Genomic DNA, 14,476 nt, shown 5'->3' on the forward strand with positions numbered 1-14,476 from the left:
TTGATGTTTTTTGTGTTCGTAAATAAAATAGTTGCAAGACATTGTTCATCAATGCCGACTTTAAAATCTTGATTCCCTTTTGATTCAGGAGCCTTCCATCTCTTCCAGCATCGACTGCATGCGGTTGATTTCGGTAATTTGTTCAGCATTAATACCGGATGCGAGGTCGAACATTTCGCGATCGCCGGCGGCGCCATTAGCGTTAAACAGGGTTTCAACCATTGTTATAGCGCCCTCATGATGTTCGATCATATAGAGCAAAAAAAGTCTGTCGAACTCACGCCCTTGTGCCTCGGCGAGTTCTTCAAGCTGCTCCTGGGTGAGCATTCCCGGCATGTCGCTGTGGTCATGCATTCCTCCATGGTGATCATGATGCCCGTGATGGCCGCCACCGTTATGTTCCATATCCGGCATGTGAATCATCAGGTTCAGGCCGTCGATATGAACTTCGGGTACCGGCTGGTTCCGATCGGCAAGCCATTGCTGCATCAACCGGATTTCATCACCCTGTGCATTAATAATTCTTGCCGCCAGCACCTGTACGGAACGGCTGGCATCGTTTTCGGGAGCCAGGCGCGACATAATCAATGCCTGTGCATGATGCCCGATCATTCCGGTCATAAAAACCACGTCTGCCTGTGTAAAATTCATCCTGGAACTGTCGATACGCGCCCAATAAATCTCTTCGAGACTGGAAAGATTGCGATCCGGGGAATGTTCAACCGTTTCATTGTCGGCAATCTGTTCTGATCCTGCGCAGCCCATGAAATGAAATGAAAGCAGAAGTATAATTGAAATGAATAGTACCGGCAAAGTTGTAAAGCGCATCGAAAGGAACATGTTAAAACTCAAATCTTAAAAATTTTAGAAACAGAACTATACAGCATTATTTGAATGTTTCAAAAGCAAAGATCGCTGAATAAACGTAAAATTTCGTCAACAAAAGATATGGAAATCAGCATACCGGCATTCCCATTGCGTGGATGAATATGACCGTAAGATCTGAATCAGAACTTTACAGCTCTATCCATTCACCACCGCGCTGCGATGATTCCATAATTGCCTTCACAATCCGAATATCTGCCAGGCCATCTTCACCCGGAACGATCGGGTCTTTACCATCAAGAATCGCTCGTGCGTCGTTATCCATCTGGCGCGCCTGCTGGTTGATTCCCGCTGGCGGAAGCTCTCTTCCATCGCTGGTTTCTCCCTGAACACCGCGATAGCTCTGCATCGGGCTCAGGCGGTACCATCCATCCGTGCACTCCACATTTAAGTAATTTGTAGAGTTGCCAAAACTGGTTTCTCCGGTGGCAATGACACCATTTGGAAATTCCATCTCAAAATCTGTGTGTTCATCAACGTCGGAATACATCTCCTCGCGGTCTGACCATTGCCGGCCTTTTACTGCGATGGGTTCCATTCCGGTAGCAAATCGCGCTGCATTGATCGGGTATACCCCCATATCATACAGTGCACCGCCGCCGAGATCGGGATTGCGCCGCCAGTTCTCCGGATCACGATGAGCTCCGCTATATCCGGCTCCGGTTTGTACACCGGTAATCACTCCGTAGGTCTCTTCTCTGCCAAATTTTATGACTGTTTGTGTATTCGGTTCATGCTGCATCCGATACCCAATGGTAAGCTGAACTCCGTTTTTACTTGCTGCGTCAATAATATTCTGACACTCCTCTTCATCCATTGCCATCGGCTTTTCACACCATACATGCTTTCCCGCTTCGGCTGCAACAATAGCGTCTCTTGCATGGACACCCGGCGGAGTGACAATATAAATCACGTCAATATCATCGTTATTGGCTACTTCATGCAGGTTTTCGTAGTTGTATACGTTTTGATCCCGAATTCCGTACCGCTCCTGCCACTCGGGAATTTTGGATGGTGTGCCGGTTACAATCCCCCGGAGTTCGCAATATTCGGTTTCCTGGAGTGCAGGGGCAAGCTGGCCGCCTGCATAACTCCCCAAACCAACGAGAGCAACACCTATCTTCTCCTTTTTACGGGGAATAATAATTGAGGGAAAACCTACGGAGGCAATGGTGAGTGCCGTACCGGCATGTTTCAGGAATGATTTCCGCGTGATATTTTTAGACATAACATGAGGTGGTTTTAAGTTGAATTTTTGGGGGTGTGAACATCATCTGTTCAATACAGCAAAAAAAACTTTAAACGTTTTCAGATCTGAAATTCATGCATAACACTCCAGTCTCACTCACACGAATTTATTCGTCCGGTTACTCTTCCAGTAGGTTCTTCACATACTCATTGCCCGGATCCATCTTAAGAGCTTGTTCATAGTACGTTTTTGCTTTTGCATCATGGCCGCCTTTTTTCATCAGGTCGCCCATCAGGATCCAGTTTTCAACGTCTTTGGGATCACTTTTAATGCGGTCGAGCAGATACTGAATTGCCTGCTGGCCTTCACCATTCATAAGTTTATAAAGGACAAGGTTCCTGTGTGCAGCAGGTAAATTATCCAGGGCAATCGCCCGTTCGAAATCCTTTTTTGCTTTGTCTGGTTTATCGACATTCAGATAGGAATATCCCCTGAGGTTGTAGAGTCGTCCGTTATCGGAATCTTTTTCGATCGCATCATCAAACGACTTAATGCTGGTATCCCACTGGTTCAGTTTCTGCATCACTTCTCCTTCGAGTGTAAAACCCTCCGGTGCATCCGGATTCAGCCGCTGTAGTGAGCGCGCTACATCCAGACTTTTATCGAGGTCTTTTTCGTGCAGAAGTTCATACCCTTCTTTGTGTCTTTCTTCAAAACTCATATATAATCTATTTCTTCTCTTTTTCAGTTATATCTTCAAATTCAGCTTCTTCAATATGTTCCAGATTTTTTCTGCGCCGGCCATTTTGTGAGCTGGAACCGGATCTTTGTGAATGTGCCCCGCCTGGCCGGTTATTCTGACGGGGAGTGTTAAAGCTGCTCAGTTTTTTGGATAAATATCGATAGAGCAGAAAAAAAATAAGTGCGAAAAATAGTCCGCGTAAAAGCATTAATCAGGAATAATGTGAATATGTGTGTTGCTACGGATCGGTTGATTGAAAATCTGTTCCTCAAGATACGATAAATGATCCGGATTATGTACAAAATCGATCTCCGTTGCATTTACTATGATGAGGGGTGATTTATTATACCGATAAAAAAATTGATTGTACGAATCGGACAGCTCTTTCAGGTAATCTTCAGTGATATTTTTTTCGTAATCCCGGCCCCGCATTTCTATGTTATGCATCAGCCGTTCAACGGAGTTTTGCAGATATATTACTAAGTCAGGCTTGGCCGATATCCCGGTCATAATCCCAAAGATATTATCATAAAGTGAAAGTTCGTCATCATCGAGGTTGAGACGCGCAAAAATCCGGTCTTTTTCAAAAATGTAATCTGAGATCACAAAATCGTCAAAAAGTTCCCGGTTGGTCATCTTCTGTTGCTGCTTAAAACGGCTTGCGAGAAACGCGAGCTGAGTTTGAAATGCAAAACGTTCGCGATCTTCATAAAATTTTGGCAGAAAGGGATTCTCTTCAAATTCCTCCAACACCAGCCGTGCATTGTGGCGCTCCGAAAAAAGTTTGGCAAGTGAGGTTTTCCCCGCACCAATCACGCCCTCAATGGCAATAAAGTCAAAACGGTTTGGCATTTTTTACCAGTTCAGTTTGGTTTTTTGAATCTGCATTTCCGGTGCCCCGGATATAAGGTCTTTCAGCGGCCTGCCCGTTACAGGATCTGACCAGTCCTGTAGAATCTCATTCATGGGAAGCAAAACAAAACGTCTGACCGTGTATTCCGGATGTGGAATAATAAGGTTCTCTTGCTGAATCACCAAGTTGCTGTAGGTGATGATATCGAGATCCAGAATTCTGGGGCCCCAGCGGATGCGTTGTTCATCACGTCCCATCTCTTTTTCGAATAACTTCAGTTTTGCAAGCAGTGCAGCCGGCTTTATATCCGTTTCGATTTTTGCGGCGGAATTGAGGAAAGTAAACTTCGAAGGTCCCACAGGTTCAGATTCCCAAATGGATGACTTGAGAGGCGTTGATGATGAGATTGAATTGAGAAACACCCCTGCTTTCCGGAGCACCGCATGGCGATCGCCCAGGTTGCTTCCGGCTGCAATAATTACCGTTTCCATTCCAGGGTGACTTCAGCGTATGATGCCTCGGTTTTTATAGGCGGGTTGAGCTTGCGAACGGATACGTTTAAATGCTTTACAACCGGGAATGATTCAAAAATTTTACTGCCGATCTCACTGCATAAAGTTTCAATTAGTTTTTTTGGTTCACCGTGCATCACTTCACTGACAATCTGTTCAGCCCGTTCGTAATCGAAAGTAATTTCCAGATTATGGTCATTTGTGGCTGCTGCACGGAACGAACCATATGCCGTCAGATCGATTTCGAAACGATTTCCGCCACGACGTTCATCATCATAATAGCCGTGTTTCGCTTCGTAGGCGAGCGATTTAAGTGTTATTCGATCCAGCATTCGATAAAGAATTAAATCGTTGCCACTTCCAGTTTTTGCTCCAGTTCATTCAGAATCCGTTTGTGTTTCGGATTAGTTGACATTCTCTCTTCGATGGTTGAAATGGCATGGATAACCGTAGAATGATCACGACCCCCAAACTGAAGCCCGATCGTTTTCAGGCTTGATTTAGTATATTTTTTCGAGAGATACATGGCAACCTGCCTGGCTTCAACAATCTCCTGTTTCCTGGTTTTCTCCCTCACTTTGTTTGTATCGATCCCAAAATATTCACAAACGCAGTTTTGGATGACCTCGATGGATATCTGTGTCTGCGAACTTTTCACCATATCTTTCAATACGGTCTTGGCCATCATCAAATCAATTTCATCCACATTTTTTAGAGATGCAGTAGCCAAAAGTTTAATGATCGCCCCTTCAAGGTCGCGAACATTCGATTTAAAATTGTGAGCGATAAATTCAACAATTTTCGGATCGATGGAGATGCCGTTGTCACTCGCTTTTCTCTCCAGGATAGCATACCGCGTTTCGTATTCCGGAATCTGCAGATCTGCGCTTAAACCCCAGCTGAAACGGGAAATCAGACGCTCTTCAATGTCGGGTACATCTTTGGGGGCGCGGTCACTGCTTAAAATTATCTGTTTTCCTTCCTGGTGAAGCGCGTTAAAAATATGGAAAAATTCTTCCTGTGTTTTCTCCTTACCGCTGAAGAACTGAATATCATCCACAATTAACACGTCAATATTGCGGTAAAACATGGAAAATTCGCTGGCCCGGTTATTCCGTATCGCCTGAACAAATTCATTGGTGAACGTTTCCGAAGAGACATACAAGACCGAAAACTGATCTCCGAAATCTTGTTTAATTTTATTTCCAATGCTCTGAACAAGGTGGGTTTTACCGAGCCCGGTGGTGCCGTATACAAAAAATGGGTTGAAAGAATTTTTTCCGGGGTTTTCGGCGATTGCCATCGCTGCAGAGCGCGCCAGGCGATTACAGTCTCCCTCGATATACCGCTCAAAAATGTAACTGTCGTTCAGGTTGGGGTCGATATTCGTTTTGCGAATACCGGGAATCACAAACGGATTTTCAATTTTTCCGGGATGATAGTCGCTGTACGAGTTCATCTCCTGCGGCTTACTCGGCGGAACTGGCCGCTGTGGGAGATTTATGGAGCGGTTATCCTCAAGCTTATCAGATTTTTCAACGAGTACTGAGTATTCAAGTTTTCCATTTTCACCCAATACTTTTGCAATCGTAGAGCGAAGCATATTATAGTAGTGCTCTTCAAGCCACTCATACCAAAACTGACTCGGTACCTGAATCGTTAACGTATCCCTATCAAGTTTAACAGGTTTGATAGGTTCAAACCATGATTTAAATTTTTGATAGCTGATGTTATCCTGTATGATTTCCAAACAATCATTCCAGGCATTTTCTGCGGTTACCGTATCCAAACGTACTGGCCTCCAAAATTCTTAAAATAGTTACAAATATCCCTTCAGTTATCCACACGCACTGCCCAATCTTTTTGCGTGCGGTGAAGAGAAAATCACGATTTATTTGGCTGAAATCAAAAAAATATGACGGGGCTGTGTAAAAGTTATCCACATTAGATTAAACATGTTAATAAATTGGCGCACAAAGAGTTAAATATTTTTTCACATTTTCATCACATTCGGCTTGACACGCCATAACAATTCCCTAACAATGGTTTTACAATAAAAACAAGTTGGGCAGGCACCCCTTAAAAACTTTTCCACAAGTTATCCACATGAATCTGTTAACTATTCAATGGGTCTAAAACAAATCTATTTTGTGTAAAAAAGAGCTTGTGAAGCAGTGATTTAACCGGCAATAAGTGCCAGAATGAAACGCGGGTTTTGATCCAGGTCTTTTTCGATTTTTGCACCGGGATAAAACTGTTGCACGATTCCGAGTATTTCATCGGCCAGTGTATTGTTAAGCTCGAGGAAAAGATGAGCTTTTTTACGATGAGCGAAAGCGGTAATTGAGTGATATACCTCGAGCGGCTTATCATGAAACAGGGCAGATTCCGGTTCAAATTCCGAAACCTGTTTTTCGATTGCCGGTTTTTCACCTGGCTGTATATAGGGAGGGTTTGAAACAACCAGATCCAGTTCCAGGTTTTCAGCCTCTGAGTTCTCGGGCTCGAAAAGATCTCCCTCAAAAAAAACAACATCCACAGAATTGAGCGTGGCGTTCTGTTTTGCGCAGGCGAGGGCCGGCTCCGAGTTGTCCATTCCCCAGCAGTTCCAGTTCGGCACGGCTTGCTTTATTGATATTGGAATACAGCCGCTTCCAGTTCCGATATCAAGAACATTTAGTTTGTTGGCGTGAAATCCGGCGGTTTTATCAAGCAAGAGCTCAACCAGCTGTTCGGTTTCTATGCGGGGAATCAGAACGGATGGATTCACTTCAATTCTTGCGTTCATAAAATCGGTATAACCGATAATATACTGCAGCGGCTCATGATTGGCTCTCCGTTTAACCAGCGGCCTGATGGAGTCGAGCTCTTGTTGAGAAAGCGGACGATCATATTTTAGATAGAGATCCAGCCGTTTGCACTCCAAAACTTCCGCGAGCAGCCACTCGATGCTGTGGCGCGGGTCTGGAATCTCTTTCTTTTTAAAGTAATCTGTGGCCCACTCCAGCATACGCAGAACGGTCCACAGCTCTTCTTTTTGGCTGGCCATGGAATGGATTTGGCGTCACTGCCTTCTAATTATCGTCGTCCGTAGCTGGTTTTTCCTGCTCTTCCTGGAGGGAAAGCCCAAATCGTTTTGAAAAGTCCATCACAAAATTCACGATTTCAGCTTCAATATTATGCTCTTCCGAAAGTGAACTGCCGCGGAACCCCATCCTGCCGCCAGCCTTTTTCAGCTCTACGCGGTTTTGAGTGGCTGTGCATTCAATAATACAGGTGAGCGTAATTGTGGCATTTATCTGCTTTTCAAACTGTTCGTAAACAGCAACAAAAACTTCATCGTTGTTGGCAGGTGATTGATACTTATACAGAAATTTGGGCTCTACACTCTCTAAAAGTTTTGGCGCCATTCTGCGCAGTGTAGATTGTGGTCCATAAACCAAATATTTTGTTACTGTACTCATGTGCGTACCCGGCGGATTTTGTGTATATCAATATAAAGGTAATGTGCAATTTTCTGCCTGAATAAAAGCCAAAATCAAACAATAATCAAATAGAGACTGTAAAGAAATGCGATAACATTTATATATTCGTAAGTTCGAATGCAATGATATCCGTCTGAAAACCGTTTCACCATCGAACTAAATATTTATTTATGAGATCTCTGACAGGTACTTTCATACTTTTAATCACTTTCTTGCTGTTTTCTGTTGCGGAGCAGGCGGATGCACAAGTTACCGAACCGGAACTGCGCGTGGAGGATCGTGTGGCTGTTCCGCTGAGCGATAACTACAGATCCGGCCTTACGTTCGATATTGTTATCAATAATTTTGGATTTGGTTTAGGTGGTGAATACCGCCGTGTAATCGGCTCTCAGACAGAAGGGGTATTTAACACGAGAATTACAGGACTTCGTGATGCCTCAGAGCAGACGTTTACGGACTTCTTCGGGCAACAAGCTGTCCCCAACAAATACCAGCGTGCATTTGCGTTTCCGGCCATGATCGGTATGCGCCAGCGTCTTTTTGCGGATAAGGTTCAAGAAGAGTACCGGTTTTTTGTTACACTCTCTGCGGGTCCCGTAGCAGCTTTCGCTTTTCCCTATTTCGACGACCGAAATGATAATGGCTATAGAGAGCAGGGCATTGAGCGACCTGATAATTATTTCGAGCCGATCAACGATATATTTTCAGGCTGGAGCAGCGGCGAATGGCATTTCGGTGCGGCGGGTGAATTCAAGTTTGGTCTCGATTTCGGGCGGACATTCAGCAGGGTAACAAGCGTGGAATTTAGTTATCACTTTAATTTCTTTCCTGACGGCATTCAGATGATGATGCCCACGCAGCCGGATCTGCGGGAAAATGTAGCGCCAAACCAAAATCCATTTCAATACGATGAGCAGGGTGAGCTGATTTTAGAACCGTTTTTTGATGCCCAGCGATTCTTTGGTACACCTCAAATCACTATTACATTTGGCCGTCTCTGGTAAAAGCTGCTGCATTTTTGTGTTTTGTTATTGATGCAGTGATGGGGGTATTGGGTTGGGATCTTCACCGGATGAATTGTCCAACCTTAGCATTATCCAGTGCATAATCTTATAGTGTAATATCTTACTCCTATCAACTCATCCGATGACGTGGAGTCAGCGGATGAGGGTATTTTCAAAATATCCGAAAAATTAAATATCACTTAGCTTCAAGTAATCTTGTTTTTAAAATCATGATAATTCAAATCCAAGTTTGCTTAGCCAATGGCGCGGATTGTCAAGAGAGTCGAGGATCAGATCCGGCCGGTGCGGCTCCAGTTGCGCGGCAGTAAATCCCCCCGTGGTTACGGCTACCGATAACGCACCAAAATATTTCGCGCACCGGATGTCGTTCGGCGTATCGCCTATCACCACATAGCTATTAGATTCCGGTTTTATTCCGAAGATCTCTTGATACTCATTTGCGGCTTCTCCTGGCAGAAAATTTCTGTCTGAATGGATCCCGCCAAAGCCCCCGAATGAAAAAAATCCGTTGAGGCCGGCCGCTTCTACCTTTTTCATAGCTACACTTCTGAAGTTGCCAGTGCACAGGCCTATGGGAATATCCAGATTTTTGGCGGCACGAACGGATTCAACAGCCTTCTCGATTTGATGTACATGCATTGAAGTAAGATTCACATTCATGGCATCCATATAACTTTTCGTCAGCCGTTTAAAGATCTCTTCTCCGTCTTCTCTTTCGCCGATCAATTCCATAAAAATTCCACGATCTGTTCGGCCCGCAAATGATTGCGGACGCGCATCGGGTTTTTCTACTCCGAATCTTTCGAGCTGTTCAGCAATGATGGATAACAGGAAATCCCGCTTCACATTTAGCAGTGTTCCGTCAATATCATATAATAGGATTGGTCTGGATTGAGGCATCATCTTATTTTCTTTATACAAATCATATTAAACAGTACATTTAGGTAATTATCAAATTAACTAACATAAATAACTAACTATGAGTTTAATTGAAGATATTTCAGCACGTCAGATCCTGGATTCACGTGGCAACCCAACTGTTGAAGTGGATGTGATTCTTGAGAACGGAATCGTTGGGCGCGCAGCTGTCCCCTCAGGAGCGTCTACCGGCGAATTTGAAGCGGTGGAGCTGAGGGATGGAGATAACGATTATTACCTCGGCAAGAGTGTGAAAAACGCAGTAAAAAATGTAAACGAAGTTCTTGCTGATGAACTTTTAGGGTATCCGGCATATCTGCAAAACGAAATTGACCAGATTATGCTTGAACTTGACGGAACTGAAAATAAATCAAACCTTGGAGCCAATGCACTCCTGGGTGTATCGATGGCGGTTGCGAAAGCGGCGGCTCAATCATCCGGGCTGCCGCTCTGGCGATATCTTGGCGGAGTGAATTCCAAGGTACTGCCGCTGCCCATGATGAACATTATCAATGGCGGATCTCACGCAGATAACAACGTTGACCCGCAGGAATTTATGATTATGCCTGCAGGAGCCGGCACATTCAGTGAAGCTGTGCGGATGGGAGCCGAGATCTTTCACAATCTCAAAAAAGTCCTCTCATCAAAGGGATACAACACCTCCGTGGGCGATGAAGGTGGATTTGCACCGGATCTGAAATCGAACGAAGAAGCGATTGAAGTAATCCTCAACGCGGTAGAAAAAGCGGGCTATACACCCGGCGATGACGTGCTGATTGCGCTCGACCCCGCCAGTTCTGAATTTTATAACACCGAGAAAAAAGTGTATGAGTTCAAATGGAGTGATGGCTCCGTTCGTAACGCTGAAGAAATGGTAGAGTATTGGGCAAACTGGGTTGAAAAGTACCCGATTATTTCTATCGAAGACGGAATGTATGAAGATGACTGGGAAGGCTGGAAAACACTCACCGATGCGATTGGTGACAAAGTTCAGCTCGTGGGAGATGACCTTTTTGTAACCAACACCGAGCGTCTTGCGCGCGGAATCAAAGAGGGAATTGCCAACTCTATTCTGATTAAAGTGAACCAGATTGGTACGCTCACCGAAACCCTCGATGCGATTGAAATGGCGCACAAAAACGGGTATAGCAGTGTTATTTCACACCGCTCCGGAGAAACGGAAGACACTACCATTGCTGACCTTGCGGTTGCAACAAACGCCGGGCAGATTAAAACCGGGTCGATGAGCCGAACCGACCGTATCGCCAAATACAATCAGCTGCTCCGGATTGAAGAGGAGCTGGGTGATGCAGCCGTGTTTTTAGGCAAAGACACGTTTGCCGGGTAATTTCAGGCGCTGTATAACAAATCTTTCCTATAGAGCCCCGAAAGATCGGGGCTCTTTTTTTTGCTCATATTTACGTGATCAAGATCCTGCCCTCATTCGGCTAAGTTTTTGCGAGATAATTACAGAGATAATCTTCAGGAATATTCGATCGAATAACAATTCTATAAATGAACTATGCACTCATTTTAAAAGTGATTATCCCACCTGTTCTTTTATATGTTATTGTGTTGGGTTTCGGTAGATCCACTCAATATTTCAAAGTGTGTACTTATATCAAGCCGACTATTGGCATTAAGGAATTTAAATGCCACACATATTTTGATCAATTCCGACATTATTTTGACTATTATTTAAGAGAGTGTAAATTCCATCAATAAGTAATTTTTAATCTCACTGTAATTTCAATTCTATTTTTCTCATCAAGAAAATTCCTGATAAAGCTTTCAATGTCAGGAGTTTTTCAACCATAACCGTAACACTTCTATTATGAAACATAGTTACAAACTACTTAAATGGATTATCGTGTTTTGTGTGATATCTTTGTCCGGGCAGTTATCGTATGCTCAGATGACGGTATCCGGCACAATAAGTGACGCTGCAACCGGAGAAGCTCTGACCGGAATTACCGTTTTCCATGCGGCAACAAATACCGGTACATCATCCGGAATCGACGGAGAGTACACACTTCAGGTTCCGTCGGGGACTGTAACTCTCCGATTTTCCTCAATTGGGTTTCTTACCCGCAACATTGATGTAACAGGATCCGATGGAGATTCTATCACGCTTGATGTTGAGCTCCAATCTGATGTGGCGAATCTCGATGAATTGGTTGTTACCGGATTGGCAAGCACGGTACGACGATCGAACCTTGCCAATTCCGTGTCATCCATCTCAGCGGAGAGACTCACCGGAAATTCCGATCCGCAAACTCTCGACAGGGCCCTTCAGGGGAAAATTCCGGGCGTTCAGATCAACTCCTATTCGGGAGCGCCAGGTGGTGGATTTAACGTTCAGCTCCGTGGTGTGAGCACACTGGGTGCCGGGGCATCTCAGCCACTTTACATTATCGACGGTGTGTATGTAAATAATAACGTATTAACTACCGGGCGATCTACTGTGAGCCAGGCTGGTGGCACCACACAGGATGGGGCGGCTAACCGCCTCGCCGACCTTAACCCGGATGATATCGAAAGTGTAGAAATACTGAAGGGCGCCTCTGCCGCAGCCATCTATGGTCAGCGCGCAAATGCCGGCGTGGTTATTATCACCACAAAGCAGGGCCGATCGGGAGCAACTCAAGTCTCCCTGAAACAAGATGCAGGTTTTAACAACGCCCTGAATCTTCTCGGAAGAACAGAATGGACGGAAGAGAGAATCGATATTTTTTATGGAAATAACCCGGCCCGTGCCGAACTCGAAAAACAAAGGCTGAATTCTGCAATAGCCAACGGAAATGTTCGAGATTTGGAACAGGAGATTTATGGCCATACCGGGGTTGTGCGCAATACCCAGCTCAGTGTTTCCGGGGGTGATGAAAATACCCGCTTTTTCGTATCGGGTGGACTGAATTCAGAAGATGGTATAGTGCGAAACACCGGCTTTGACCGACGCTCGCTGCGCGCCAACCTGGAGCATACCATTTCTCCGCAATTTCGGGTAAACAGTAGTTCAAGCTACATCCATACGGATTCAAGACGTGGATTTACCGGTAATCAAAATAACACAGGCGGTTCGATAGGGTATTCTCTGGCTTTCCACCCGAACTACGCATACGATATCATTCGGCAAAACGAAGATGGGTCGTTTAACGACACTCCATATTTCGGGGAAAATCCTCTTCGGTTGATTGAAGTTGCTGAAAACACACAGAAAGTAAACCGTTTTCTGCAGTCTTTAAGCCTTGAATCCATTCTTTACAATAATGATCAGTCGATTTTTACACTAAATCTCAGAGGTGGTCTCGACTATACCAACTCTAAATCAATGATCTACTTTCCGGAATTTATGCAGTTTCAGAGAACATCAGCCACATTTCCGGGAGATGTAATCCACTCTGCAGAAGAGGTTCTCAATACCAATCTTCAGGCAGTACTGCTCTACAATACAAATCTGAATACCGATTTTGGCCATGTAGATTTAACAACCCAGGTTGGTGCTACGCGGTTTGAGCAGCAGATATCGCTTGACAGAATCAGGGGGCAGGGCCTTCTTCCCGGACAGACGAACGTGGGAAATGCCGCCCAGGTGACCTCGGCTCAGAACAATGTGGATATCACCGATTTTGGGCTTTTTGCCCAACAAGAAGTCAATTTTGCTGATAGAGTTATTGCTACAGTTGGCGGCCGGTGGGATAAGTCTACTCTCAACCTTGATGTTGATCAATATTATTTCTACCCAAAAGCGTCTATCGCTATCAACGTAACCAATTTCGATTTTTGGGAAACGGATTGGGTAACACAGCTCAAACCCCGAATCGCCTATGGTGAAACCGGAGGGCTCCCCAATTTCGGGAGTATCTTTTCCAGTCTCGGAGGTACAAATATTGGAGATTTAGGAGGGGCAACTGCACCGGGAACGGATGTAGACCCCGATCTTAAACCAGAACGTGCAAAGGAACTTGAGTACGGTATTGATATCTCCCTTTTTAACGGTCGTGCATCCCTGGAATTTACGCGTTACAACAAAACCATTGAAGATCTGATCCTGGGGCTACAGCCATCTCCGGCAACCGGGGTAAGCAATGTAACCACAAACGCTGCCGAGCTGGAAAATATCGGTACGGAGATTGGATTAAATCTTATCCCGTTCCAGCGAGAAAATTTTGTGTGGAATTCGGGAATACTCTGGTGGACCAACAGGTCAGAAATCACCAATCTGGCCATTCCTCCAAGAACCAACACATTTTATGCGTCTCCTAACTTTGGGGCGAGCAGAATTGAGGAGGGAGTTTCACCAACGGCCATTTACGGATTTATACCGGATCCTGATGTTACAGATCAGGTTGAAATTGGAGATCTCCAACCCGACTTTCAAATGTCTTTTTCCAATGAATTTACGTTTCTGAGAAATTTCTCGGCAAGTTTTCTTATTCATTGGAGTCAGGGCGCGGAAGGTATTAACCTGTCAGAATTGCTGACTGACAGTGGCGGTAATACCCCCGACTTTTTCGATAGCAACAATAACCGTGTACAGCGCGAAGGGGGGACGCTTTCCTACCTTGAGGATGCATCGTATGTAAAGCTCAGAGAGGCTTCACTATACTATTCCCTCCCGGCCTCTGTTTTACAGCGACTTACCGGAAATACAGTAAATAACGCCCGTTTTGGAATTACGGGCACAAATTTACTGATGTTCACCGACTATCAGGGTTACGATCCTGAAGTGAATGCCACAGGGCGAAATGCACTTGGCACACGTGTAGATATTACTCCATATCCCTCTACACGAAAAGTGCTGTTTTCCGTACAAGTTGACTTTTAATCCAAACTGAGAAATCCAATGAGAAATATAATAATTAAG

14 protein-coding genes are annotated in these 14,476 nt (G+C 44.8%); 3 read left to right on the plus strand and 11 right to left on the minus strand.

Annotation, left to right across the window (positions count from 1 at the left end):
* Positions 1-84: 84 nt before the first annotated feature.
* The 10 genes from DYD21_RS00800 to DYD21_RS00845 form a co-directional block, all read right to left on the minus strand.
* Positions 85-852 carry a DUF305 domain-containing protein gene (locus DYD21_RS00800; protein WP_233505459.1) on the minus strand — a complete coding sequence of 256 codons (768 nt, stop codon included), beginning with the start codon at positions 850-852 and terminating at the stop codon, positions 85-87.
* A gap of 163 nt (positions 853-1,015) precedes the next feature.
* Complete coding sequence (locus DYD21_RS00805) at positions 1,016-2,113, minus strand: Gfo/Idh/MocA family protein (RefSeq protein WP_116030901.1); 1,098 nt, start codon at positions 2,111-2,113, stop codon at positions 1,016-1,018.
* A 139-nt stretch (positions 2,114-2,252) separates the two neighbouring features.
* Positions 2,253-2,795: a tetratricopeptide repeat protein gene (locus DYD21_RS00810; protein WP_116030903.1), complete on the minus strand. Its 543-nt coding sequence runs from the start codon at positions 2,793-2,795 to the stop codon at positions 2,253-2,255.
* Between the two features lie 7 nt (positions 2,796-2,802).
* A complete protein-coding gene (locus DYD21_RS00815) occupies positions 2,803-3,024 on the minus strand; it encodes a hypothetical protein (RefSeq protein WP_116030905.1) in 222 nt (73 codons plus the stop codon).
* Entirely contained in the window at positions 3,024-3,668 is a 645-nt protein-coding gene (locus DYD21_RS00820; RefSeq protein WP_116030907.1) for a deoxynucleoside kinase, read from the minus strand. Before DYD21_RS00820 ends, DYD21_RS00815 begins: the two co-directional genes overlap by 1 nt.
* Before the next feature lie 3 nt (positions 3,669-3,671).
* Complete coding sequence (gene folK, locus DYD21_RS00825; RefSeq protein WP_116030909.1) at positions 3,672-4,160, minus strand: 2-amino-4-hydroxy-6-hydroxymethyldihydropteridine diphosphokinase; 489 nt, start codon at positions 4,158-4,160, stop codon at positions 3,672-3,674.
* Positions 4,148-4,513, minus strand: a complete 366-nt coding sequence (gene folB / locus DYD21_RS00830) for a dihydroneopterin aldolase (protein ID WP_116030911.1) — start codon at positions 4,511-4,513, stop codon at positions 4,148-4,150. The genes folK and folB overlap by 13 nt, the downstream gene beginning before the upstream one ends.
* Before the next feature lie 11 nt (positions 4,514-4,524).
* Entirely contained in the window at positions 4,525-5,970 is a 1,446-nt protein-coding gene (gene dnaA / locus DYD21_RS00835) for a chromosomal replication initiator protein DnaA (RefSeq protein WP_116030913.1), read from the minus strand.
* A 390-nt stretch (positions 5,971-6,360) separates the two neighbouring features.
* Positions 6,361-7,230, minus strand: coding sequence for a peptide chain release factor N(5)-glutamine methyltransferase (gene prmC, locus DYD21_RS00840; RefSeq protein WP_116030915.1), 870 nt, complete (start codon positions 7,228-7,230; stop codon positions 6,361-6,363).
* Positions 7,231-7,255: 25 nt separating this feature from the next.
* Positions 7,256-7,645, minus strand: coding sequence for a hypothetical protein (locus tag DYD21_RS00845; RefSeq protein ID WP_116030916.1), 390 nt, complete (start codon positions 7,643-7,645; stop codon positions 7,256-7,258).
* A gap of 191 nt (positions 7,646-7,836) precedes the next feature.
* Between DYD21_RS00845 and DYD21_RS00850 the strand changes: the two genes are divergently transcribed.
* Positions 7,837-8,670, plus strand: a complete 834-nt coding sequence (locus DYD21_RS00850) for a hypothetical protein (protein ID WP_116030918.1) — start codon at positions 7,837-7,839, stop codon at positions 8,668-8,670.
* A 228-nt stretch (positions 8,671-8,898) separates the two neighbouring features.
* Here DYD21_RS00850 and DYD21_RS00855 read toward each other — a convergent pair whose 3' ends face one another.
* The gene (locus DYD21_RS00855; protein ID WP_158551360.1) at positions 8,899-9,591 is read right to left on the minus strand and encodes an HAD family hydrolase; all 693 of its coding nucleotides are present in this window, start codon (positions 9,589-9,591) and stop codon (positions 8,899-8,901) included.
* A gap of 79 nt (positions 9,592-9,670) precedes the next feature.
* Between DYD21_RS00855 and eno the strand changes: the two genes are divergently transcribed.
* Positions 9,671-10,957 carry a phosphopyruvate hydratase gene (eno, locus tag DYD21_RS00860; protein WP_116030922.1) on the plus strand — a complete coding sequence of 429 codons (1,287 nt, stop codon included), beginning with the start codon at positions 9,671-9,673 and terminating at the stop codon, positions 10,955-10,957.
* Between the two features lie 486 nt (positions 10,958-11,443).
* Entirely contained in the window at positions 11,444-14,437 is a 2,994-nt protein-coding gene (locus tag DYD21_RS00865; protein ID WP_116030924.1) for a SusC/RagA family TonB-linked outer membrane protein, read from the plus strand.
* Positions 14,438-14,476 lie beyond the last annotated feature (39 nt).

Origin of the sequence: Rhodohalobacter sp. SW132 (assembly GCF_003390325.1) — a bacterium.
In the GTDB taxonomy this organism is placed as follows: Bacteria; Bacteroidota; Rhodothermia; order Balneolales; family Balneolaceae; genus SW132.

Bases quoted from the DNA above. Each gene is read 5' to 3' on its own strand.
- DYD21_RS00865 (WP_116030924.1), top strand. From the start codon at position 11,444: ATGAAACATAGTTACAAACTACTTAAATGGATTATCGTGTTTTGTGTG.
- DYD21_RS00855 (WP_158551360.1), bottom strand. From the start codon at position 9,591: ATGCCTCAATCCAGACCAATCCTATTATATGATATTGACGGAACACTG.
- DYD21_RS00845 (WP_116030916.1), bottom strand. From the start codon at position 7,645: ATGAGTACAGTAACAAAATATTTGGTTTATGGACCACAATCTACACTG.
- prmC (WP_116030915.1), bottom strand. From the start codon at position 7,230: ATGGCCAGCCAAAAAGAAGAGCTGTGGACCGTTCTGCGTATGCTGGAG.
- DYD21_RS00815 (WP_116030905.1), bottom strand. From the start codon at position 3,024: ATGCTTTTACGCGGACTATTTTTCGCACTTATTTTTTTTCTGCTCTAT.
- DYD21_RS00850 (WP_116030918.1), top strand. From the start codon at position 7,837: ATGAGATCTCTGACAGGTACTTTCATACTTTTAATCACTTTCTTGCTG.
- DYD21_RS00810 (WP_116030903.1), bottom strand. From the start codon at position 2,795: ATGAGTTTTGAAGAAAGACACAAAGAAGGGTATGAACTTCTGCACGAA.
- DYD21_RS00805 (WP_116030901.1), bottom strand. From the start codon at position 2,113: ATGTCTAAAAATATCACGCGGAAATCATTCCTGAAACATGCCGGTACG.
- eno (WP_116030922.1), top strand. From the start codon at position 9,671: ATGAGTTTAATTGAAGATATTTCAGCACGTCAGATCCTGGATTCACGT.
- DYD21_RS00820 (WP_116030907.1), bottom strand. From the start codon at position 3,668: ATGCCAAACCGTTTTGACTTTATTGCCATTGAGGGCGTGATTGGTGCG.
- folK (WP_116030909.1), bottom strand. From the start codon at position 4,160: ATGGAAACGGTAATTATTGCAGCCGGAAGCAACCTGGGCGATCGCCAT.
- folB (WP_116030911.1), bottom strand. From the start codon at position 4,513: ATGCTGGATCGAATAACACTTAAATCGCTCGCCTACGAAGCGAAACAC.